Below are 20,800 nucleotides of genomic sequence, written 5' to 3' on the forward strand. Positions count from 1 at the left end.
CACGGTCAGTGTTTGCCTAAATAGAAATCGTGCAAATCGCCCCGAGCCAGCAGCTCTTCAGCGCTGCCGGACAACACCACCCGCCCCGTGTCGAGCACATAAGCCTGGGACGCGTACTTGAGCGCCACATTAATGTTTTGCTCGGCAATCAGGAAGCTCACCTGCTCGTCGCGATTGAGCTGGGCGACGATCTCGAAAATCTCCTGGACGATAATAGGCGCCAAACCCATGGAAGGTTCATCAAGCAGTACCAAAGTAGGACGCGTCATCAGCGCCCGACCGATGGCGACCATCTGCTGCTCGCCACCGGAGGTCAACCCGGCCTGGGTCTTGCGCTTGGTTTTCAGCCTTGGGAACCAGGCGTAGATGCGCTCCAGGTCCCGGGCCATGTCCTGGCGGCTCAAACGCCGGACAAACCCTCCGCTGCGCAGGTTGTCCTCCACCGTCAGTTGCGGGAATACGTGCCGCCCCTCCAGCACATGCACCATGCCCAGGCTCACCCGCACGCTCGGATCAACCCCGTCCAGATCGCGCCCGAAAAACGCGATGCTGCCGCGACTGACCTCTGCCCGCTCGGCCCGCACCAGCCCGGAAATAGCCTTGAGCGTGGTGCTTTTACCGGCGCCGTTAGCCCCGAGCAACGCAACGATGCCACCCTTGGGCACTGACAGCGAGACCCCGGCCACCGCCAGGATCGCGCCGTCGTAGATCACTTCGATGTCCTTGACCTGCAACAGGTCATGGGCGGCGATGTCGCTGGCGGCGTGGCTCATGGCTTATTCATCCCCGGTGCAGGTGCGTGGCGTCAGGCCTTTTTCCTTGGCGAACGCTGCGGATTTTTCATCGATCAACGGCCGCAGCAAGGCGCGATCCGCCGGGGATCCAGTCGCTGATCAGCGTCCAGTTGGCGCCATCCCACTGCTGCACCCGCGCCGAACCGCCGCCCTCGTGATCCTTGCAGGACAACTTGAGGTTCTGCATCAGCCCGAAGTAGCCCATGTCCTTGAGCCGCGCATCGTCGATGTTCAAGTGCTCGAGGCCCCAGCGCCCTTCCTCGCCATTCAGCGGGCGCTTGCCGAATTTGCCTTGGGCGGTGCGGATCGCTTCGACCATCACCGCCGCGTTCACCAGCCCGGAGTTGTAGTAGACGCTGCCGAAATTCTTCAGATCCTTGAGGTCGCTCTTGCCCTTGTCGAGGATGTATTGCTTGAGCCGTTTGTGGATCTCGAAATCGGTGCCGGCCGGGTATGGCGTCAGCGCCAGATAACCTTTGGCGGCGGCGCCTGCGGGCAATACGTCTTCGCTGGAACTGGCCCAGATGTCGCCGACGATATGGTCCACCGGGAAGCCGAAACGGGCAGCGGTCTTGACCGCCACTGGCGTGGAAACGCCCCAGGTGCGCAGGAACACCCAATCCGGGTTGACCTGGCGAATCTGCCGCCATTGCGACGACTGTTCGTTGCCCGGGTCCGCGACCGGAATCTGGATGTTCTCGAAGCCGTACTTCTCAGCCAACAGTTTCAGCGGCCCCAGGGTTTCGCGCCCGTAAGCCGAGTCGTGGTAGACCGTGGCAATCTTCTTGCCCTTGAGTTTGTCGAAGCCGCCCTCGCGCTGGGCGATGTAGTTGATCAGGCTGGAGGCCTCGCTGTAGAAGGTCAGCATCACCGGGAAGTTGTAGGGGAACACCGTGCCGTCGGTGGCTTCGGTGCGACCGTAGCCGAGGGTGATCAGCGGGATCTTGTCGACCTCGGCCCGCTCGCTCAGGGCATACGCCGCCGGGGCGCCGTTGGGGGAATAGATCGCCACCGGCGCGCCGTCCAGGCCGTTCTTGAAGCGCTCGTAGCACTCGATGCCCTTCTCCGCCGTCCACTCGGTCTCGCATTCCTGCCAGACCAGTTTCACGCCATTGATCCCGCCTTCCACCTCGTTGATGTAGTTCAGGTAATCGAGCATCCCGGCCCACACCTGCACGCCGCTGGAGGCGTAGGCGCCGACGCGGTAGGTGGCCAAAGGGAAGAATTGCTGGTCCGGCGAGGCTTGGGCCAGCGGCACCGTACTGCTGAACACTGCCAGTGTCAGGGCCGCGCCGAGCAAGGAACGTTTCAAGGATGTACGCATGTTGTCTCTCTAATCAGTCAGGAATTCAGAAGCGCAGCGGCCAGTGGCGCAGCCGTTCACGAAGGTTACCCAGCAGGCGGATCAAGCCCTCCGGTTCCTTGATCAGGAACAGAATGATCAGCACGCCGAAGATGATTTTTTGCAGGTTTTGCAGTTGCCCGGCATCCACCGAACCACCGAACAACGCTTGCCCGGCGTGACTGAGCAGGATCGGCAGCAGGCTGATAAACGCCGCGCCGACGAAGTTGCCGGCGATGCTGCCCCCATGCCGCCGATAATGATGATGAACAGGATCTGGAACGAGCGATTGATATCGAAGCTGCTGGCGCTGGCGGTGCCCAGATACGCGAAGGCCCACAGCGCCCCGGCGATGCCGAGGTAGAACGAGCTGACGGCGAACGCCAGGTGTTTGTAGCGCACCACCGGGATGCCGATTACCGCAGCGGCGGTGTCCATGTCGCGGATCGCCATCCAGTTGCGGCCGATCTGGCTTTTCACCAGGTTCACCGCGACCCAGGTCAACAGCAGCACGGTGGTCAGGGTCAGCCAGTAACGGCCGACCGGCGTGTTCAGGTCATGGCCGAACAGCGCCAGTTTCGGCGCGGAAATCGTCCCGGATGAGCCGTAGTTGTAGAACCAGGGGAATTTGACGAACAGCCATTCGAGGAAGAACTGCGCGGCCAACGTGGTGACCATCAGGTAAAAACCTTTGATCCGCGAACTCGGCAAACCAAACACGAAACCCACCACAGCGCTGATCAAGCCGCCGCCGAGCAGCGCCACCGGCAAACCCAATTCAGGCAAGCGCAGCAGAAAACCATAAGTGGCAAACGCGCCGACCGCCATAAACCCGGCCGCGCCGACCGAGGTCTGGCCGGTATAACCGGTGAGCAAATTGAGGCCGAGCCCGGCCAGGGACAGCACCAGGAACGGGATCAGGATTGCGTTCAGCCAATAGTCGTTACCGGTCAGCGGCACGATGACAAACGCGATCAATAACAGGCCGAGCAAGCCGAATGGCACACGACGCTGGACCAGCACCGACGGCGCGGTTTCACGGGCAAGGGATATCGACATGGGTTCAGACTCGCTCGATGGCGCGCTCGCCGAACAGGCCGGCGGGACGGATGTAGAGGAAGGCCAGGGCCAGGACGTAAGCGAACCACGGGGTGATGCCGCCGCCGATCAAGGGGCCGATGTAGACCTCGGCGAGGTTCTCCGCCGCACCGACGATCAACCCGCCGACAATCGCCCCGCCAATCGAGGTGAAGCCGCCGATGATCAACACCGGCAAGGCCTTGAGCACCACCAGCGACAGGGAAAACTGCACCCCTTGCCGCGCGCCCCAGAGCAGCCCGGCGACGAGCCCGACCACCCCGGCCACGGCCCAGACGATCTGCCAGATACGGTTGAGGTTGATGCCGATCGACAACGCCGCAGTGGTGTCATCCGCCACGGCGCGCAGGGACACGCCGATCCGGGTCTTGTTGAACAGCAGCGCCAGCACCGTCACCAGCACGATGGCGGCTGCGGCGGCGATCAGGTCGAACTGGCTGACCATCATCCCGCCGATGAAAATCGGTACGTCGTCGATGCCCAGGTCCAGCGCCCGCACCTGCGAGCCCATCAAGCCCTGGGCCAGGCCTTCGATGATGAACGACAGCCCCAGCGTGGCCATGAACAAGGTGATTTGAGAACGGTTGACCAAGGGCCGCAGCACCAGCCGTTCGATCAACAGCGCGCCGATGATCATCACCAGCACCGTCAACAACAGCGCCAACGCAAATGGCACCCCTTGGTCATGCAGGCTGACAAAGGTCAGCGCGGCGAACAGCAGCATCGAGCCCTGGGCAAAATTGAACACGCCGCTGGCCTTGTAGATCAGCACAAAACCAATGGCGACCAGGGAATACATGGTGCCGGCGAGCAAGCCGCCGAGCAGGGTTTCGAAGAAGAACGTCATCAGTGCACCACTCCCAGATACGCCGCGATCACGTCGGGATCGGCCTGCACTTGCGCGGGCGTGCCGTCGCCGACCTTGCGTCCGTAATCCAGCACCACGACATGGTCGGACAGGCCCATGACCACACTCATGTCGTGCTCGATCAACACCACCGTGGTGCCGAGGTCGCGGTTGATGTCGGCGATGAAACGGGACATTTCCTGCTTCTCTTCGGCGTTCATACCGGCCATGGGTTCGTCGAGCAGCAACAGGCGCGGGCCGGCGATCAAGGCGCGGCCCAGTTCCACACGCTTTTGCAGGCCATAGGACAGATTGCCCACCGGCACATCGCGGTGGGCCTGCAGTTCCAGAAATTCGAGAATGCCCTGGGCTTGATGGCGGAAGTCCTGCGCCTCTCGCCGGGCGCGGGGCAAGTTCAGGGCTTGTTCGATGAAGCTGCTGCGCAGGTGCCGGGACAGGCCGGTGAGGATGTTGTCGATCACGCTCATTTTCTTGAACAGCGCGTTGTTCTGGAACGTGCGCCCGATGCCCCGGCGGGCGGCGGTCAGCGGGTCGATGCGTTTGAAGGACTGTTGCTCGAAAACAATCGAACCGGCATCGAACGGGTACACGCCGTTCAATACGTTCAGCAACGAGCTCTTGCCGGCGCCGTTGGGGCCGATCAGCGCGCAGATCTCGCCCCGGCGTACGTCGAAGGACAACTCGTTGATCGCCTTCACGCCTTTGAACGACAGGGAAATACCGCTGACTTGCAGGATGGAATCGGTCGAGCTCATGCGATATCCCGTTTGAATTCGGCGAGCCAGGTCGGCGCGGATGGGGCGTCGGGGCTGCGGGTGGCTTGCCAGATGAAATGCAGGTTGTGAAAGCCCAGCAGCCGGCGAACGCGGTTTTTGATCAGGTGTTGCAGCGGTTTTTCCGGGTGGGCGATGGCCCAGTCGCAGAGGCGTCGGCGCCAGGTGTTTGGTGGGGCCAGACGGCTTTCGATTTCATCGGCCAGGCGTTGCAGGCGTTCGGCGGACAGCAGCAACCCGGACGGCGCCACTTCCCTTCGATCGCGGCTGGCGCTGCCGGGGCTTTCCGGGAAGGCCAGGGCTTGGCCGCTGGCCAGCCATTGATCCAGCACCACCGTCAGGCCGTCTTGCCATTCGGTGCCCTCTTCACTCCAGAGCTGGGCGCCGGAGAGGCTGAGGCGCAGGCGTTGCGGCGGTTCCACCGGGCCGAGCAGTTCGGCGAAATTCAACAGGGATTGGCCGTGGTTGAGCCACAGTTGTCGGGTTTGTCGTCCTTGAATAAAGGCGTGGGTGGGACGGCTGCGCCACAGCGCTTTGTGCAGTGACTCGGGGTCGAGGGTGTCGGGCAGCGTCAGCACTTCGCCGCCGACATGCCGGGCAGCCAGCGCCAGCAGCAACAGATCCGGCTCGAAAGCACCGCTCAGGGCCAGTCGCGAGTCCTCGGTAAAGCCTTGCTGGCGCAAGCCATCGGCCAGGCGCTCGACATCGCGCAACGCATCGATCCAGCGCCAGACAAACCACTGGCCGTGGCGCTTGTGGCGCAACGCGGTTTGCAACGGACTGACCTGGCCCCAGTGGCGCAACTGCTCCAGGGCCTGGGGCGCCTTGACCTGCCATTCGGCGCTGTCCGCGGTGGGCGGACGCTTGAGTTCGTGCACGCTCATGGGGTGACCTCCTGTTCATGGGCAAAAGCGTGCGGTGATCCGCTGGGCTGGCTCTTCATTTGATCGTTCCCACGCTCTGCGTGGGAATGCCGCCATGGACGCTCTGCGTCCGTTGTTGGAGCTGGGGACGCGGAGCGTCCCGGGATGCATTCCCACGGGTCGCGTGGGAACGATCATCACGCCGACACCACTTTCTTCCCCTGCTGCCGCAACCCCGCCAAATCCCGATACCCCGCCCCCGGATGGATGTCCGGCAAGCGCGGCCCTTCGCCAAACAACTTCTCGCGCAAGGTCCCCGGCGCGTATTCGGTCTTGTACACCCCGCGCTTCTGCAACTCCGGCACCAGTAATTCCACGGCGTCGATGAAGGTTTCGTGGGTCAGCGCGTAAGCCAGGTTGAAGCCGTCCACGTCGGTTTCCTCGACCCACTCCTGCAACAGATCGGCGACCGTCTCGGGGCTGCCGACAAACAACGGGCCAAACCCGCCGATTCCCACCCAATCGGCCAACTCATTCGGGGTCCAGACCTTGTTCGGGTCCGCCGTGGAGAACGCTTCCACCGCCGACTGAATCGCATTGGTGTGCACGTGCTTGAGCGGTTCGTCCGGCTTGAACTGGCTGAAATCAATCCCGGTCCAGCCGGAAATCAGCGCCATCGCGCCTTCGTAGCTGACCCAGGTTTTGTATTCCTCGAACTTGGCTTTGGCCTTGGCATCGGTCTCGCCGAGGATCACCGTTTGCAGGTTGAAGATCAGGATCTTCTTCGGATCGCGCCCGGCCTGCGCCGCACGCCGACGGATATCGGCCACGGTTTTCTTCAGCAGTACTTTCGACGGTGCCGCAACAAACACGCACTCGGCATGCTCCGCCGCGAACTGCTTGCCACGACTCGACGCCCCGGCCTGATACAGCACCGGCGTGCGCTGGGGCGACGGCTCACACAGGTGAATCCCCGGCACCTGGAAGTGTTTGCCGACGTGCTGGATCTCATGAATCTTGCTCGGGTCACTGAAGATCCGCCGCTCACGATCGCGCAGGATCGCGCCCTCCTCCCAGCTGCCTTCCCAGAGCTTGTAGCAAACCTCCAGGTACTCCTCGGCGAAGTCGTAACGGGCGTCGTGCTCGGTCTGGTTTTTCTGCCCGAGGTTCTTTGCGCCACTCTCCAGATACGAGGTGACGATGTTCCAGCCGGCGCGGCCCTTGGTCAGGTGATCGAGGGTCGAGAGGCGGCGGGCGAATGGATACGGATGCTCGAAGGACAGCGACGCGGTGAGTCCGAAGCCCAAATGTTCGGTGACCAGCGCCATCGGCGGAATCAGTTGCAGCGGATCATTGACCGGCACCTGCGCCGCCTGGCGGATCGCCGCGTCGCCGTTGCCGTTATAGACGTCGTAGATGCCGAGCACGTCGGCGATGAACAAGCCGTCGAACTTGCCGCGCTCCAGGATCTTCGCCAGATCGGTCCAGTATTCGAGGTCCTTGTACTGCCAGGAACGATCCCGGGGATGCGCCCACAATCCCGGCGACTGATGGCCGACGCAGTTCATGTCAAAAGCGTTGAGACGAATTTCACGGGCCATCAAACGACGCTCCTGAAGCTTGGAGGATGGATGCCGTTAAGGCGGAAATTGCCGATGAGATGGAGTTTCCAGCGCAGCGGATCATGCAGCGAGCCATGCAGCGCGGTGCGTTGGCCGGTGAGTTCGAATTCGGCGTTGCTCACGGCATTCAGAGCATCGGCGCTGGCCAGGTGCGACTCGGCGATGGCGACGCTGATTTCCGTGTCGTCCTCGGCGCTGCTCAAAAAGTCTTCGGCGCGTTCCAGCAGCGCGGCGGCGACTTCGATGCGGATGTGCAAATCGCCGAAGCGGCTGATGACGTAGGGATCATCCGTGGCCTCGGTCTGCTGGCGCACGAAACGCAGGGTTGCATCAAGCAGGCTGCGGGCGTTGTGCAAGTCGTGCTGACTTTTGGCCAGGGGCTCGGTGGCAGCAATCGGTTGGGTCAAGGCATTCATGGGAGGCTCCTCAGTTCCAGGCGTGGCGCGCGGGCTTCACGCCGTTGAGCAGGTAGTTGCCGATCAGGTGGTATTTCCAGCGCGCCGGGTCGTGCAGGGTGTGAGTCCGGGCGTTGCGCCAGTGGCGGTCGAGGTTGTACTTGCCGAGCACTGAGCGGGTGCCGGCCAGTTCGAAGAGCTTGCTGCTGGCGAGCAAGGCGATTTCCGCCGACAGGACTTTGGCCTGGGCCACCACCACCGAGGCGTGGGCGACCGTGTCTTCGTTGGGGTTGAGCAATGCGGCGTCGATGGCTTGGCCGGCCTTTTTCAGGATCGCTTCGGTGCCGTGGACGCGCCATTCCAGATCGCCAATCGCGGCAATGCTGAACGGGTCTTGCCAGCCGTGATCGTGACCGCTGTCGATCCACGGGCGGGATTCGCGGGCGTAACGCTTGGTTTCTTCCAGCGCGCCGACAGCGATGCCGGTATCCACGGCAGCCTGGATGATTTGCGAGATCGGGCCGTCGGCAGTGGGTTCGTCGAAGGCTTTGTGCGCGGGGATGACCGCGCTGCGCGGGACTTTCACCGCGTTCAAGGTGACGCCACCACTGGCGGTGGTGCGCTGGCCGAAACCGTCCCAGCTGTCGATCACGGTCAGGCCCGGGTTGTCGCGCTCGATGAAGGCGATGAACGCCTTGTTGTCCTTATCCACCGCCACCGCCGGCACGATGTGCGCAAACAACGCGCCGGTGCAGTAGAACTTCTCGCCGTCGATCTGCGCAGTGTCCTCGTCAAAGCGAATGCGGGTCTCAAAGGCCCCGGCGTTTTTGCTTTTGGATTCGGAGAAGGCGTTGCCGAAACGGACGCCCTGCAGGACTTTGCCGAAGTAATAGCGTTTCTGCTCCTCGGTGGCGGTTTGCAGCAGGATGTCGAGCACGCCAAGGTGGTTTTGCGGGATCTGGCCGAGGGAAGAGTCGGCGGCGGAAATGATCTTGATCACTTCGGCGACAGTCACGTAGGACACACCGGCGCCACCGTATGCCTTGGGAACGGTGATGCCCCACAGGCCGCTGGCGGAGAATTCGTCCAGCTCAGCCACCGGCAGGCGTCGCTCGCGGTCACGGACGCTGGCCTCGACGGCAAAACGCGCCGCAAGTTTGTGCGCGACGGCGATGGCCTCGGCGTCCGAGCGGATGAGATGGGCGGTGCTGGGGGAAGTTGTCATGGGGCCGACTCCGTGGTTCCGGGTGAATACCCAAGACCTTTTGCAGGAGTCGTGCCTGAAACTAAAAACCTTTTATTTCAAAGGCTTGCTGAGTTTTCCAAGAAACAGTCGCAGCTTAAAAACAGCAAAGTGTTCATCCACTGTTGGCCTGTAAACAGTCAGATCACCACATTACGCACAAACCGCGCCGCCACTTCCCCATCATTGCGATAGGTATGGGGCTGGTTGCTGGCAAACATATAGAACTCGCCGGCAGCGATGGCATGGGGCATATCGCCGAGCATCAGGGTCAGGCAGCCTTCGAACACGTAGATCTGTTCGCTCCAGCCATCGGCATCCGGTTGCGAGGGGTAGATTTCCCCCGGTTGCAGGCACCATTCCCACTGTTCCACTTCGCGGGTGGCGGTGGCTTTGGACAGCAGGACGGCTTTACTGCCAGGGATCGTGCCGGCCCAGGCCAGTTCGTTGATGCGGCTCGGGTCCCGCGCATCCGGCGCCTGGATCAAGTCGCTGAACGCCACTTCCAGCGCTTCGGCCACACGGTCGAGGGTGGTCAGGCTGACGTTTTTCTCGCCGGCCTCGATGGCCACCAGCATGCGACGGCTGACCCCGGACTTTTCGGCCAGGGTGGTCTGGCTCATGTCGGCGGCGTGGCGCAGGCGTTTGACGTTCTGGCTGACGTGCTGGAGGACCGAAGCCCGTGGGGGAGAATCTTTGTGCACTATATTGCTCACTCGGTGGGGTTGGGCAGTATACTGCGCAACATTCGGGCGCATTGTGCGTCCGCCTCAGGTAGCGCGCAAGGTCATGACGTCGGCGAACACTCCCCACACCTCCTCCCGTTTCTCGCGATTCAGCAAGGCTGAGTGCGTGCTGGTGCTGATTACCATGGTCTGGGGCGGCACCTTTTTGCTGGTGCAGCATGCAATGACGGTCAGTGGACCGATGTTCTTCGTCGGCCTGCGTTTTGCCGCAGCGGCGTGCATTGTCTTGCTGTTTTCCTGGCGCAGCCTGCGGGCGCTGACCCTGCTGGAACTCAAGGCCGGGTCCTTTATCGGCGTGGCGATCATGCTCGGTTACGGCTTGCAGACCGTGGGTTTGCAGACGATTCCCAGCAGCCAGTCGGCGTTTATTACGGCGTTGTATGTTCCGTTTGTGCCGTTGCTGCAATGGATGGTCTTCGGCAAGCGGCCGGGGTTGATGCCGAGCATTGGCATCATGCTGGCCTTTACCGGGTTGATGATGTTGTCCGGGCCATCGGGAGCTTCGCTGGATTTCAGTCCTGGCGAAATTGCCACGCTGATCAGCACCGTTGCGATTGCGGCTGAAATCATCTTGATCAGCACCTATGCCGGCCAGGTCGATGTGCGCCGGGTCACGGTGGTGCAACTGGCGGTCACGTCGATGCTGGCGTTTTTGATGGTGGTGCCTACGCAGGAAGTGATCCCGCATTTCTCCTGGCTGCTGTTGGGCAGTGCCCTGGGCTTGGGCGCGGCCAGTGCGGCGATCCAGGTGGCGATGAACTGGGCGCAGAAAAGCGTTTCGCCGACCCGGGCGACGTTGATCTATGCCGGTGAGCCGGTATGGGCCGGGATTGTCGGGCGGATTGCCGGAGAGCGGTTGCCGGCGATTGCGTTGCTGGGGGCGGGGTTGATTGTGGCGGCGGTGATCGTCAGTGAATTGAAGACGCGGGGCAAACCGGACACCGAGGAGGTATTGCAACGGGAAAGCCAGGGCTGAAAACCTGCCCGTCGCTGGAACTTGTCAACTGTCAGGCGACAATGGTGTAGACGTGACTTTTCGACTGAGTTTTCGAGCCATCCGGATGTTTGACAACGAAGTAAAGCTCGACTCTTTCATTTGGGATTGGGGCCAGAAAACCGCCCCGTCTGAATTGCAGTGTAGCCTCCAGGTTTACCTCGGTAATGACTGCGCTTAAACCAAAAAAAGTACCATGCGTCACATAGTGGACATAAGGGCGCACTTCCTGCCCGACGGCGCGTTCTGAAGGCTTAATAGAATATACATAACCCTCTTTGACGTACTTGATCGGAAGATTGCCCTTCTCTAGATAACTATCATCAATAGACGGAGGGATAAGTTTTTCATCGATAGGTATCACCTCTAATGGTTCTACCGGTTCTACCGACGATTCTCTGAATTTTTCCTCATTCGACATGTTGATTCTCCTGTCATAAGCCCGTCTGGATACACAGGCAGTCAACCCATTCAACTAGCGCAAGCCACAGCCTGTCTACTGTCAGACTTGACAGGTCAGGGCTCATAAATTCGTAGCCAAAAGGTTTGCAGTGAACCTGAGCGGGGAATCGAACCTGGTTCCTGAATGCTGTAAAACCGGCCGTTCCGGCCTACCTTGTAGGATCCTGCCACAGGTTGCCGTTTGGTGATCCGGTTTCCGGCACGTATGATGCATCACAAACTTCCGCAGATTAGAAGCCTATGTCCCTGATAGTTCTACTGCTTCTGCCTTTTATCGGCAGCTGTGTCGCGGCTTTGCTGCCACATAACGCGCGTAACACCGAATCGCTGTTGGCTGGTTTGGTTGCCTTGGTCGGCACCATCCAGGTCGCCCTCCTTTACCCGCAAATCGCCCATGGCGGCGTGATCCGCGAGGAGTTTTTCTGGCTGCCGAGCCTGGGCTTGAACTTCGTCCTGCGCATGGACGGGTTTGCCTGGCTGTTCTCGCTGCTGGTGCTGGGCATCGGCACGCTGGTGTCGCTGTACGCCCGCTACTACATGTCGCCGGACGATCCGGTGCCGCGGTTCTTCGCGTTTTTCCTGGCGTTCATGGGCGCCATGCTCGGGCTGGTGATCTCCGGCAACCTGATCCAGATCGTATTTTTCTGGGAGCTGACCAGCCTCTTTTCGTTCCTGTTGATTGGCTATTGGCACCACCGCGCCGATGCCCGACGCGGCGCCTATATGGCGCTGATGGTCACCGGTGCCGGGGGGTTGTGCCTGCTGGCGGGGGTCATGCTGCTTGGCCATGTGGTCGGCAGCTATGACCTGGATAAGGTCCTGGCCGCCGGCGATCTGATTCGCGCACATGCCCTCTACCCTATCCTGCTGCCCCTGATCCTGATCGGCGCCTTGAGCAAAAGCGCGCAATTCCCCTTCCACTTCTGGCTGCCCCACGCGATGGCGGCGCCGACTCCGGTTTCGGCTTACTTGCACTCGGCGACCATGGTCAAGGCCGGGGTGTTTCTGCTGGCACGGCTGTGGCCGTCGCTGTCCGGCAGTGAAGAATGGTTCTACATCGTCGGCGGGGCTGGGGCTTGCACCTTGCTGCTCGGCGCGTATTGCGCGATGTTCCAGAACGACCTCAAGGGCCTGCTGGCCTACTCGACCATCAGCCATCTGGGCCTGATCACCTTGCTGCTGGGCCTGAACAGTCCGCTGGCCGCCGTGGCCGCGGTGTTCCACATTCTCAACCACGCCACCTTCAAGGCCTCGCTGTTCATGGCCGCCGGGATCATCGACCACGAAAGTGGCACCCGGGACATCCGCAAACTCAGCGGCCTGATCAAGCTGATCCCGTTCACCGCCACCCTGGCGATGGTCGCCAGCGCCTCGATGGCCGGTGTGCCGTTGCTCAACGGCTTCCTTTCCAAAGAGATGTTCTTCGCCGAAACTGTCTTCATCAACGCTACGGCCTGGGTCGAGATGGCCTTGCCGATCGTGGCGACCATCGCCGGTACGTTCAGCGTTGCCTACTCCCTGCGTTTCACCGTCGACGTGTTCTTCGGCCCGCCCGCCACCGACCTGCCGCACACCCCGCACGAACCGCCACGCTGGATGCGCGCGCCAGTGGAACTGCTGGTGTTCACCTGCCTGATCGTCGGGATTTTCCCGGCACAAGTGGTCGGTCCGCTGCTCGCGGCGGCGGCTCTGCCCGTGGTCGGCGGTACGCTGCCGGAATACAGCCTGGCGATCTGGCACGGCTGGAACGCACCGATGATCATGAGCCTGATCGCCATGTCCGGCGGCATCGTGCTCTACCTGCTGCTGCGCAATCAGCTCAAGCGCGGCCGCTTCAAATACCCGCCGCTGATTGGTCGCTTCAACGGCAAGCGCCTGTTCGAGCGCTGCCTGGTGGTGATGATGCGCCTGGCCCGACGCCTGGAACGGCGGATCAGCACCCAGCGCCTGCAAACCCAGTTGTTCCTGATGGTGCTCGCCGCCGTGCTGGCCGGGCTGATCCCGATGCTCCACAGCAGCCTGAGCTGGGGCGACCGGCCGAAGATTCCGGGGTCGATCGTGTTCGTGCTCCTCTGGCTGCTGGCGATCGCCTGTGCCCTCGGCGCCGCGTGGCAGGCCAAGTATCACCGTCTCGCCGCCCTGACCATGGTCAGCGTGTGCGGGCTGATGACCTGCGTGACCTTCGTCTGGTTCTCCGCGCCGGACCTGGCGCTGACGCAACTGGTGGTCGAAGTGGTGACCACGGTCCTGATCCTGCTGGGCCTGCGCTGGTTGCCACGGCGGATCGAAGAGGTCTCGCCGTTGCCGAGTACGCTACGCAAGGCACGCATCCGGCGTATCCGTGACTTGCTGCTGTCGAGCGTGGTCGGCGGCGGCATGGCGTTGCTGGCCTACGCGATGCTCACGCGCCAGACGCCGAACGACATTTCCTCGTTCTACCTCAGTCGGGCCCTGCCCGAGGGCGGCGGCAGCAACGTGGTCAATGTCATGCTCGTGGACTTCCGTGGCTTCGACACCCTCGGTGAAATCACCGTGCTGGTGGCGGTGGCGCTGACCGTGTTCGCCCTGCTCCGGCGTTTCCGTCCACCGAAAGAAAGCCTGCAATTGCCGGCCCAGCAGCGTTTGCTCGCGCCGGACGTGGTCACCGATCTGGTCAACCCGCGCCAGGCCAGCGACACCGCCCTCGGTTTCATGATGGTGCCGGCGGTGCTGGTGCGCCTGTTGCTGCCGATTGCCGTGGTGGTGTCGTTCTACCTGTTCATGCGCGGCCACAACCAGCCGGGCGGCGGGTTTGTCGCCGGGCTGGTGATGTCGGTGGCGTTCATCCTGCAATACATGGTCGCCGGCACGCAGTGGGTCGAGGCGCAAATGAGCCTGCGACCGCTGCGCTGGATGGGCACCGGGCTGCTGTTCGCCACGGTCACCGGGCTGGGAGCGATGGCAGCCGGGTATCCGTTCCTGACCACGCACACCTGGCATTTTGCACTGCCAGTGCTGGGCGACATTCACATCGCCAGTGCGCTGTTCTTCGACATCGGCGTCTACGCCGTGGTGGTCGGTTCGACCCTGTTGATGCTCACCGCCATCGCCCACCAATCGGTACGGGGCCACAAGACTGCAGCGCAGCCAAAAGCCGCTGGCCTGCCGAGATCCGTTGCCGCCAAAGGAGCCGTCTGATGGAAGAAGTCATCGCAATCGCCATCGGCGTCCTCGCGGCATCCGGCGTCTGGCTGATCCTGCGGCCACGGACGTTCCAGGTGGTCATGGGCCTGTGCCTGCTGTCCTACGGCGTCAACCTGTTCATCTTCAGCATGGGCAGCCTGTTTATCGGCAAGGAGCCGATCATCAAGGACGGCGTGCCCCAGGATTTGCTGCACTACACCGACCCGCTGCCCCAAGCCCTGGTGTTGACCGCCATCGTCATCAGCTTCGCCATGACCGCGTTGTTCCTGGTGGTGCTGCTGGCCTCCCGGGGCCTGACCGGCACCGACCATGTGGATGGCCGGGAGCCTAAAGAATGAATGCGATGACGCACCTGATCGCCGCGCCGATTCTGCTGCCGCTGCTGACCGCCGCGATCATGTTGATGCTTGGCGAGAAACACCGCCCGCTGAAAGCCAAGATCAACCTGTGCTCCAGCCTGATCGGGCTGGGCATTTCCGTGATGCTGCTGCAATGGACGCAAAGCACCGGCGTGCCCGGTTCCATTGGCGTGTACTTGCCGGGCAACTGGCAGGCGCCGTTCGGCATCGTGCTGGTGGTGGATCGCCTGTCGGCCATGATGCTGGTGCTGACCGGCATCATCGGTGTCAGCGCTCTGCTGTTTGCCATGGCCCGTTGGGACGGCGCCGGTTCAAGCTTCCACGCGTTGTTCCAGATTCAGATGATGGGCCTCTACGGCGCCTTCCTCACCGCAGACCTGTTCAACCTGTTCGTGTTCTTCGAAGTGCTGCTGGCCGCGTCTTACGGCCTGATGTTGCACGGCTCGGGTCGGGCGCGGGTGTCTTCGGGTTTGCATTACATCTCGATCAACCTGCTGGCCTCGTCGCTGTTCCTGATTGGCGCGGCGCTGATTTATGGCGTCACTGGCACCCTGAACATGGCCGACCTGGCGCTGAAAATCCCGCTGGTACCGGAAGCCGATCGCGGCCTGTTGCATGCCGGCGCGGCGATTCTGGCGGTGGCGTTCCTGGCGAAGGCCGGGATGTGGCCGCTGAACTTCTGGCTGGTACCGGCCTATTCCGCGGCCAGTGCGCCGGTGGCGGCGATGTTCGCGATCATGACCAAGGTCGGCGTCTACACCTTGCTGCGGCTATGGACGCTGCTGTTCTCCGGCCAGGCCGGGGCGTCCGCGTACTTTGGCGGTGACTGGCTGATCTACGGCGGCATGGCGACCATCGTCTGCGCAGCCGTGGCGATCCTGGCGGCGCAACGCCTGGAGCGCATGGCCAGCCTGAGCATTCTGGTGTCGGCGGGGATTCTGCTGTCGGCCATCGGTTTCGCCCAGCCGAACCTGATTGGCGCGGCGTTGTTCTATCTGGTCAGCTCGACGCTGGCGCTGAGTGCGCTGTTCCTGTTGGCCGAGTTGATCGAGCGATCCCGTTCGGTCAATGAGATGCCGCTGTACGACGACGGCGACCTGCTGCCACGGCCAATGGAATCCCTGCAACCACCCAAAGGCATCAACCTCGACGACGAACAGAAAGCCGTGGTCGGCCAGGTGATCCCCTGGACCATGGCCTTCCTCGGTTTGAGTTTCATCGCCTGCTCGCTGCTGATCATCGGCATGCCGCCGCTCTCCGGGTTTATCGGCAAGCTGGGCTTGCTCAGCGCGCTGCTCAATCCGTTGGGCATCGGCCACAGCGGCGACGTGCCGATCTCAAACGCGGCGTGGGGCTTGCTGGCGCTGCTGATCCTGTCCGGGCTGGCCTCGCTGATTGCCTTCTCGCGCCTGGGCATCCAGCGTTTCTGGACCCCGGAAGAACGGCCATCGCCGCTGCTGCGACATTTTGAATGCGTGCCGATCATCGCCCTGCTGGGGCTGAGCATTGCCCTGACCTTCAAGGCCGAACCGCTGCTGCGCTACACCCAGGCGGCGGCGGACGCCTTGAACAACCCGCAGCAGTACGTGATGGCGGTGCTCGCCACCCGCGCGGTCCCCAGCCCTGAAGCCAAGGCTGCGATGGCGGAGGTCCAACCATGAAGCGCCTGTTTCCGGCACCGTGGTTGTCCCTGGCACTGTGGCTGTTGTGGCTGCTGCTGAACCTGTCGCTGAGCCCCGGCAACCTGCTGTTGGGCGCGATGCTCGGGTTCTGTGCGCCGTTGATGATGCGCAAGCTTCGACCATTACCGATTCGTATTCGGCGGCCTGGGGTGATTGTGCGGCTGTTCTTCGTGGTCGGCCGCGATGTGGTGGTGTCCAATCTTGCGGTGGCCTGGGGTGTGCTCAACGCTGGTCGTCGGTCACCGCGCTCGGCGTTCATCAAGGTGCCGATGGACTTGCGTGACGCCAATGGCCTGGCCGCGCTGTCGATGATCTGCACGGTGGTGCCGGGCACGGTCTGGTCGGAACTGGCGTTGGACCGCAGCATTTTGTTGCTGCACGTGTTCGATCTGGACGACGAAGCGTCGTTTATCGAGCACTTCAAGACGACCTACGAGCGACCCTTGATGGAGATCTTCGAATGAGCGCCCTGCTGTCGAACGCGATCCTGCTGAGCCTGTTCATCTTTTCCCTGGCGATGGTGCTGACCCTGATCCGCCTGTTCAAAGGCCCATCGGCCCAGGATCGGGTGCTCGCGCTGGATTATCTGTACATCATCGCCATGCTGATGATGCTGACCCTGGGCATTCGCTATGCCAGTGACACTTACTTTGAGGCAGCGCTGCTGATCGCCCTGTTCGGCTTCGTCGGCTCGTTTGCCCTGGCCAAATTCCTGCTGCGTGGCGAGGTGATCGAATGACCGGCGAACTGTCATTGTGGATCGAGATTCCGGTGGCGATCCTGTTGCTGCTCAGCAGTCTGTTTGCGCTGATCGGTGCGGTCGGGTTGATGCGCATGAAGGATTACTTCCAGCGCATGCACCCGCCGGCCCTGGCCTCCACGCTGGGCGCGTGGTGCGTGGCGTTGGCGTCGATCATCTACTTTTCGGCGCTCAAGTCCGCGCCGGTGTTGCATGCCTGGCTGATACCGATTCTGTTGGCGATCACGGTGCCGGTGACCACGCTGCTGCTGGCGCGGGCGGCGTTGTTTCGCAAGCGCATGGCCGGGGATGATGTGCCGGCGGAGGTGAGTAGTCGGCGGACCGAAAGTCAGGGTTAGGTCAACTATTTTTGGTGGTTGGGCGGGCCTCTTCGCGGGCAAGCCTCGCTCCTACAGGTTGGGGTCGGTGATTCAACACATGACCCGTAGGAGCTCGGCTTGCCCGCGAAGCCTTTAAATCCAGGCCACGGCGAGCAACCCCGCCCCCAACACCACACACAACGGCGAATACGCCCAGGTATCGAGCCGGGCAAACGTGGAACCCTTGACCTGCTTGAAGAACCCCATCAGGTTCGAATCACCAATCGCCCGGGCAAACATCAGCATCGCAACCGCGCTGATCACCCATTGCAGCGACCAATGCTGCACCGTCGGCAAATACAGGCCGACCCGCAAACACACCAGCATCGCAATCAGCAGCAAACCTACCGCCACCAGCAACGTGGTAAAGCCCGAAGGCTTGAACGCGGGCGTTGATTCCCCTCCGCCCTCCCCGGGCACGCGCGGCACCGCCGCCTCGCTTCCCAACTTGCCACCTGCCGCCCAGTACAGATGAATCAGACTGATCAACAGGAAGATTGCAGCAATCCATTGCGCGACCATTAGGCTCATATTCAGACATCCAGCGTGAAATGTCGCAGCAGGATGAACTTCATCGAGCATTTTTGTAAGGGTAAATTTCATCGGTGGTGGTAAAGTGCCGCTCCATGAAATTCGCCCGAACCGATCGCACGTTGATAGCCTGGATGCTTTATTGCTGCGTCCTGTTCAACGTGTTCGCCTGCAGTATCGGTCACGGGCAGATGGTCGGGATGCAGCTCAATGGCCTCGGCGGCCAGTTCTGCGCCGTCGATCCGGCCACCCGGGCCCCGGTCTCATCGAACACCTCCGAAGACAAGCTGCCGACCCTGTCCAAGGCGTTTGGCTGCCCTCTGTGTTCCACCGGCGGCATGGGCCCGGCGCTCAATTCCAGCCTGACCCTGGCGATCCTGCCGCAACAGCACAGTCCGCCGCTGGCCGTGGTTGCCAGCCTTGACCTCCCCGCCCGCTACACCTGGCCTTCGGCCAATCCCCGCGCCCCGCCTTTCGCCTGAGTTTTTTGCCTTTACCGATCAGCCCACTGCGCTAACGCGTGGCGTTTGCCTGTGCGCTGTTTCCTAGTCAAGCATTCGGGATTCATCGATGAAACATCTTCCTCTTTTGGCGAGCCTGTTCGGCTGCCTGTCCGCTAACACCTGGGCGCAATCCACCATCGACCTGGCGCCGATCACCATTGACGGTGAAGCCGGCAACGAACCGGGCCTGAGCCTCGATCAATCCAGCGGCATGGCCTCACGCCTGGGCTTGAGTGTGCGGGACACGCCGGCCTCGGTGGCCATCGCCAACCGCAATGACATCGAGCGCCACGGCGCGCAGAACTTCCAGGACGCCGCCAACACCTTGCCCGGTGTCAACGCCAGCGCACCGCCGGGGTTCGGCGGTTTCGTGTCCTATCGCGGTTTCACCAGCAGCCAGATCACCCAGATGTTCAATGGCATCAACGTATCGGGCGGCCTGGCGCGCCCGGTGGACGCGTGGATTTATGATCGGGTCGAACTGATCGGCGGCCCATCGTCATTGATCAATGGCGCCGGCTCCGTGGGCGGTTCGCTGAACTACGTGACCAAACTGGCGACTCGCGAGGAGCAAGCCGTCGAAGGCCGGGTCAGCTACGGCAGTTACGACACCACCGAGACCGCATTCGGCCTCAACCACGCCCTCAGCGAGGCTGGGGCGGACGTGCAGCACTATGCGCGACTCGACGTCAGCCACAACACCAGCAACGGCTACATCGACCGTCAGGAGCGCGATGCCTGGAGCGTGGCGTTCTCGTTGCTCAGCGATTTGACGCCCAATCTGTCCCACACCTTGGCCCTGGAGTACCAGGACGAACACGAGGACAGTCCTTATTGGGGCACGCCTGTGCTCAACCCCAAGGCTGGCGAGTTGAAGATCGACAAACACAACCGCTTCAATAACTACAACGTCGAGGATGGCCGCTATGAGCAACGCACAATCTGGGTGCGCTCAATCATCGACTACCGGATCAACGACAGCACCACCCTGCGCAACACCCTGTACCACCTCGACAGCCAGCGCGACTACCGCAACCTGGAAACCTACCAGTACAACGCCGACAACAGCGCGGTGAACCGCTCCACGGCCTATCAGGTGCGGCATCAGGGCGAGCAGAACGGCAACCAGTTCGAGTTGCGCCACGACAACACATTGCTGGGGCTGGACACCACCTGGTCTGGCGGTTTCGAGTACAAGGTCAACCAGACCACCAACTCGCCGCTGAACGTCAAAGGCCCCAGCAGCGTCGATCCGAACAACTTCCAGCCGGGGCATTTCTACGACATCCCTGGCACCAATCCGAAGTTGATCAGCGATAAGACCAACGAGGTCACCACCAAGGCGCTGTTCGTCGAGAACCGTTTGGCGCTGACGGACAAACTGGCGCTGCTGACCGGCCTGCGTTACGACGACATCGACCTCGACGTGACCAACCACCGGGCGGTAACCGCCGCCAATCCTCGGCACCTCAAGCAAAGGTGGGAGCCGGTCACCGGGCGGGTTGGCCTGACCTACCAGTTCATACCTTCAGCCAACGTCTACGTGCAATACAGCACCGCCGCCGAACAACCCAATGGCACCCAGGACTTTGATGTGTCCACCGGCAAGCAATGGGAAGTCGGCAGCAAGTTCGATTACCTGGACGGTCGCGGCTCGGCGACGCTGGCGGCGTACACCATCGAGCGCAAGGATTTCGCGGTGACCGATCCGCTGGATCCGACGTTGAGCATTCCGGTGGGTCAACAGACGTCGAAAGGCATCGAACTGGCGACGTCTTTCAGGATCACCGACAAGTTACTGGCCGAAGGCAACTTCGCCTGGGTCGATGCACAATACGACGAGTTCACCGAGAAGAATGCGGCGGGCGTGGTGGTTTCGCGCAAGGGCAACACGCCGACCAACGTGCCGGACCGGGTCGGCAACCTGTGGCTGACCTATGACTTTGCGCCGCAATGGCAGGGAGGCGTCGATGCGCGGTATGTGGCGTCGGTGTTTGCCGACAACGCCAACACCATGACGGTGCCGTCATACACGTTGTTTGGCAGTTTCTTGAGCTACAAGGTTGACCAACACACCACCGTCACCGGCCGGGTGCGCAACCTGACCAACGAGGTGTATGCCGAGTTTGCGCATGTTTCGCCGGCGTATTACCTGGGCACGCCGCGTACTTTCGAATTGGCTGTACAAACAAGGTTCTAAACACATCTGCTGTAGGAGCAAGG

Annotated in this window: 18 protein-coding genes and 3 pseudogenes; 9 read left to right on the plus strand and 12 right to left on the minus strand. The window is 62.0% G+C overall.

What is annotated here, in order from left to right; all coding sequences use genetic code 11:
• Positions 1-5: 5 nt before the first annotated feature.
• The 10 genes and pseudogenes from ACZ89E_RS09120 to ACZ89E_RS09165 all read right to left on the minus strand — a co-directional run bounded on the left by ACZ89E_RS09120 (position 6) and on the right by ACZ89E_RS09165 (position 9,702).
• Positions 6-773: an ABC transporter ATP-binding protein gene (locus ACZ89E_RS09120; protein WP_476255425.1), complete on the minus strand. Its 768-nt coding sequence runs from the start codon at positions 771-773 to the stop codon at positions 6-8.
• 3 nt (positions 774-776) lie between these two features.
• Positions 777-2,118: pseudogene (locus ACZ89E_RS09125) on the minus strand (ABC transporter substrate-binding protein).
• Positions 2,119-2,143: 25 nt separating this feature from the next.
• Positions 2,144-3,195: pseudogene (locus ACZ89E_RS09130) on the minus strand (branched-chain amino acid ABC transporter permease).
• A gap of 4 nt (positions 3,196-3,199) precedes the next feature.
• A complete protein-coding gene (locus ACZ89E_RS09135; protein WP_123598352.1) occupies positions 3,200-4,081 on the minus strand; it encodes a branched-chain amino acid ABC transporter permease in 882 nt (293 codons plus the stop codon).
• The gene (locus ACZ89E_RS09140) at positions 4,081-4,857 is read right to left on the minus strand and encodes an ABC transporter ATP-binding protein (protein WP_476255426.1); all 777 of its coding nucleotides are present in this window, start codon (positions 4,855-4,857) and stop codon (positions 4,081-4,083) included. Before ACZ89E_RS09140 ends, ACZ89E_RS09135 begins: the two co-directional genes overlap by 1 nt.
• Positions 4,854-5,759, minus strand: a complete 906-nt coding sequence (locus tag ACZ89E_RS09145) for an AMP-binding protein (protein WP_476255427.1) — start codon at positions 5,757-5,759, stop codon at positions 4,854-4,856. The genes ACZ89E_RS09140 and ACZ89E_RS09145 overlap by 4 nt, the downstream gene beginning before the upstream one ends.
• 176 nt (positions 5,760-5,935) lie before the next feature.
• A complete protein-coding gene (locus tag ACZ89E_RS09150) occupies positions 5,936-7,339 on the minus strand; it encodes an LLM class flavin-dependent oxidoreductase (protein WP_476255428.1) in 1,404 nt (467 codons plus the stop codon).
• Entirely contained in the window at positions 7,339-7,776 is a 438-nt protein-coding gene (locus ACZ89E_RS09155) for an acyl-CoA dehydrogenase (protein ID WP_476255429.1), read from the minus strand. Before ACZ89E_RS09155 ends, ACZ89E_RS09150 begins: the two co-directional genes overlap by 1 nt.
• Positions 7,777-7,786: 10 nt before the next feature.
• The gene (locus tag ACZ89E_RS09160; RefSeq protein ID WP_476255430.1) at positions 7,787-8,980 is read right to left on the minus strand and encodes an SfnB family sulfur acquisition oxidoreductase; all 1,194 of its coding nucleotides are present in this window, start codon (positions 8,978-8,980) and stop codon (positions 7,787-7,789) included.
• A 158-nt stretch (positions 8,981-9,138) separates the two neighbouring features.
• Positions 9,139-9,702: a helix-turn-helix domain-containing protein gene (locus ACZ89E_RS09165; RefSeq protein ID WP_476255431.1), complete on the minus strand. Its 564-nt coding sequence runs from the start codon at positions 9,700-9,702 to the stop codon at positions 9,139-9,141.
• On the opposite strand from ACZ89E_RS09165, the pseudogene ACZ89E_RS09170 reads away from it, so the two are divergent.
• Positions 9,697-10,720, plus strand: a pseudogene (locus ACZ89E_RS09170) (DMT family transporter). The gene ACZ89E_RS09165 and the pseudogene ACZ89E_RS09170 sit on opposite strands and share 6 nt — an antisense overlap.
• A gap of 31 nt (positions 10,721-10,751) precedes the next feature.
• Here ACZ89E_RS09170 and ACZ89E_RS09175 read toward each other — a convergent pair.
• Positions 10,752-11,159, minus strand: a complete 408-nt coding sequence (locus ACZ89E_RS09175) for a hypothetical protein (protein WP_476255432.1) — start codon at positions 11,157-11,159, stop codon at positions 10,752-10,754.
• Positions 11,160-11,440: 281 nt separating this feature from the next.
• Between ACZ89E_RS09175 and ACZ89E_RS09180 the strand changes: the two genes are divergently transcribed.
• From ACZ89E_RS09180 to ACZ89E_RS09205, 6 genes are read left to right on the plus strand one after another with little or no spacing between them, the layout of a single operon-like run.
• Complete coding sequence (locus tag ACZ89E_RS09180) at positions 11,441-14,377, plus strand: monovalent cation/H+ antiporter subunit A (protein ID WP_476255433.1); 2,937 nt, start codon at positions 11,441-11,443, stop codon at positions 14,375-14,377.
• Complete coding sequence (locus ACZ89E_RS09185) at positions 14,377-14,721, plus strand: Na+/H+ antiporter subunit C (RefSeq protein ID WP_007986256.1); 345 nt, start codon at positions 14,377-14,379, stop codon at positions 14,719-14,721. The genes ACZ89E_RS09180 and ACZ89E_RS09185 overlap by 1 nt, the downstream gene beginning before the upstream one ends.
• The gene (locus ACZ89E_RS09190) at positions 14,718-16,403 is read left to right on the plus strand and encodes a monovalent cation/H+ antiporter subunit D (RefSeq protein ID WP_476255434.1); all 1,686 of its coding nucleotides are present in this window, start codon (positions 14,718-14,720) and stop codon (positions 16,401-16,403) included. The genes ACZ89E_RS09185 and ACZ89E_RS09190 overlap by 4 nt, the downstream gene beginning before the upstream one ends.
• A complete protein-coding gene (locus ACZ89E_RS09195; RefSeq protein WP_476255435.1) occupies positions 16,400-16,888 on the plus strand; it encodes a Na+/H+ antiporter subunit E in 489 nt (162 codons plus the stop codon). The genes ACZ89E_RS09190 and ACZ89E_RS09195 overlap by 4 nt, the downstream gene beginning before the upstream one ends.
• On the plus strand, positions 16,885-17,163 hold the full coding sequence (locus ACZ89E_RS09200) for a K+/H+ antiporter subunit F (protein WP_133836076.1): 279 nt from the start codon (positions 16,885-16,887) through the stop codon (positions 17,161-17,163). The genes ACZ89E_RS09195 and ACZ89E_RS09200 overlap by 4 nt, the downstream gene beginning before the upstream one ends.
• Positions 17,160-17,522: a Na+/H+ antiporter subunit G gene (locus tag ACZ89E_RS09205; RefSeq protein ID WP_149658372.1), complete on the plus strand. Its 363-nt coding sequence runs from the start codon at positions 17,160-17,162 to the stop codon at positions 17,520-17,522. Before ACZ89E_RS09200 ends, ACZ89E_RS09205 begins: the two co-directional genes overlap by 4 nt.
• A gap of 114 nt (positions 17,523-17,636) precedes the next feature.
• On the opposite strand, the gene ACZ89E_RS09210 is transcribed toward ACZ89E_RS09205, so the two are convergent.
• The gene (locus ACZ89E_RS09210) at positions 17,637-18,074 is read right to left on the minus strand and encodes a DUF3995 domain-containing protein (RefSeq protein ID WP_149658373.1); all 438 of its coding nucleotides are present in this window, start codon (positions 18,072-18,074) and stop codon (positions 17,637-17,639) included.
• 95 nt (positions 18,075-18,169) lie between these two features.
• Between ACZ89E_RS09210 and ACZ89E_RS09215 the strand changes: the two genes are divergently transcribed.
• Positions 18,170-18,556: a DUF2946 domain-containing protein gene (locus ACZ89E_RS09215; RefSeq protein ID WP_149658374.1), complete on the plus strand. Its 387-nt coding sequence runs from the start codon at positions 18,170-18,172 to the stop codon at positions 18,554-18,556.
• 88 nt (positions 18,557-18,644) lie between these two features.
• Positions 18,645-20,777 carry a TonB-dependent receptor gene (locus ACZ89E_RS09220; protein WP_463260400.1) on the plus strand — a complete coding sequence of 711 codons (2,133 nt, stop codon included), beginning with the start codon at positions 18,645-18,647 and terminating at the stop codon, positions 20,775-20,777.
• The last annotated feature ends 23 nt before the right edge of the window (positions 20,778-20,800 follow it).

The organism is Pseudomonas sp. TE3899 (assembly GCF_056279105.1).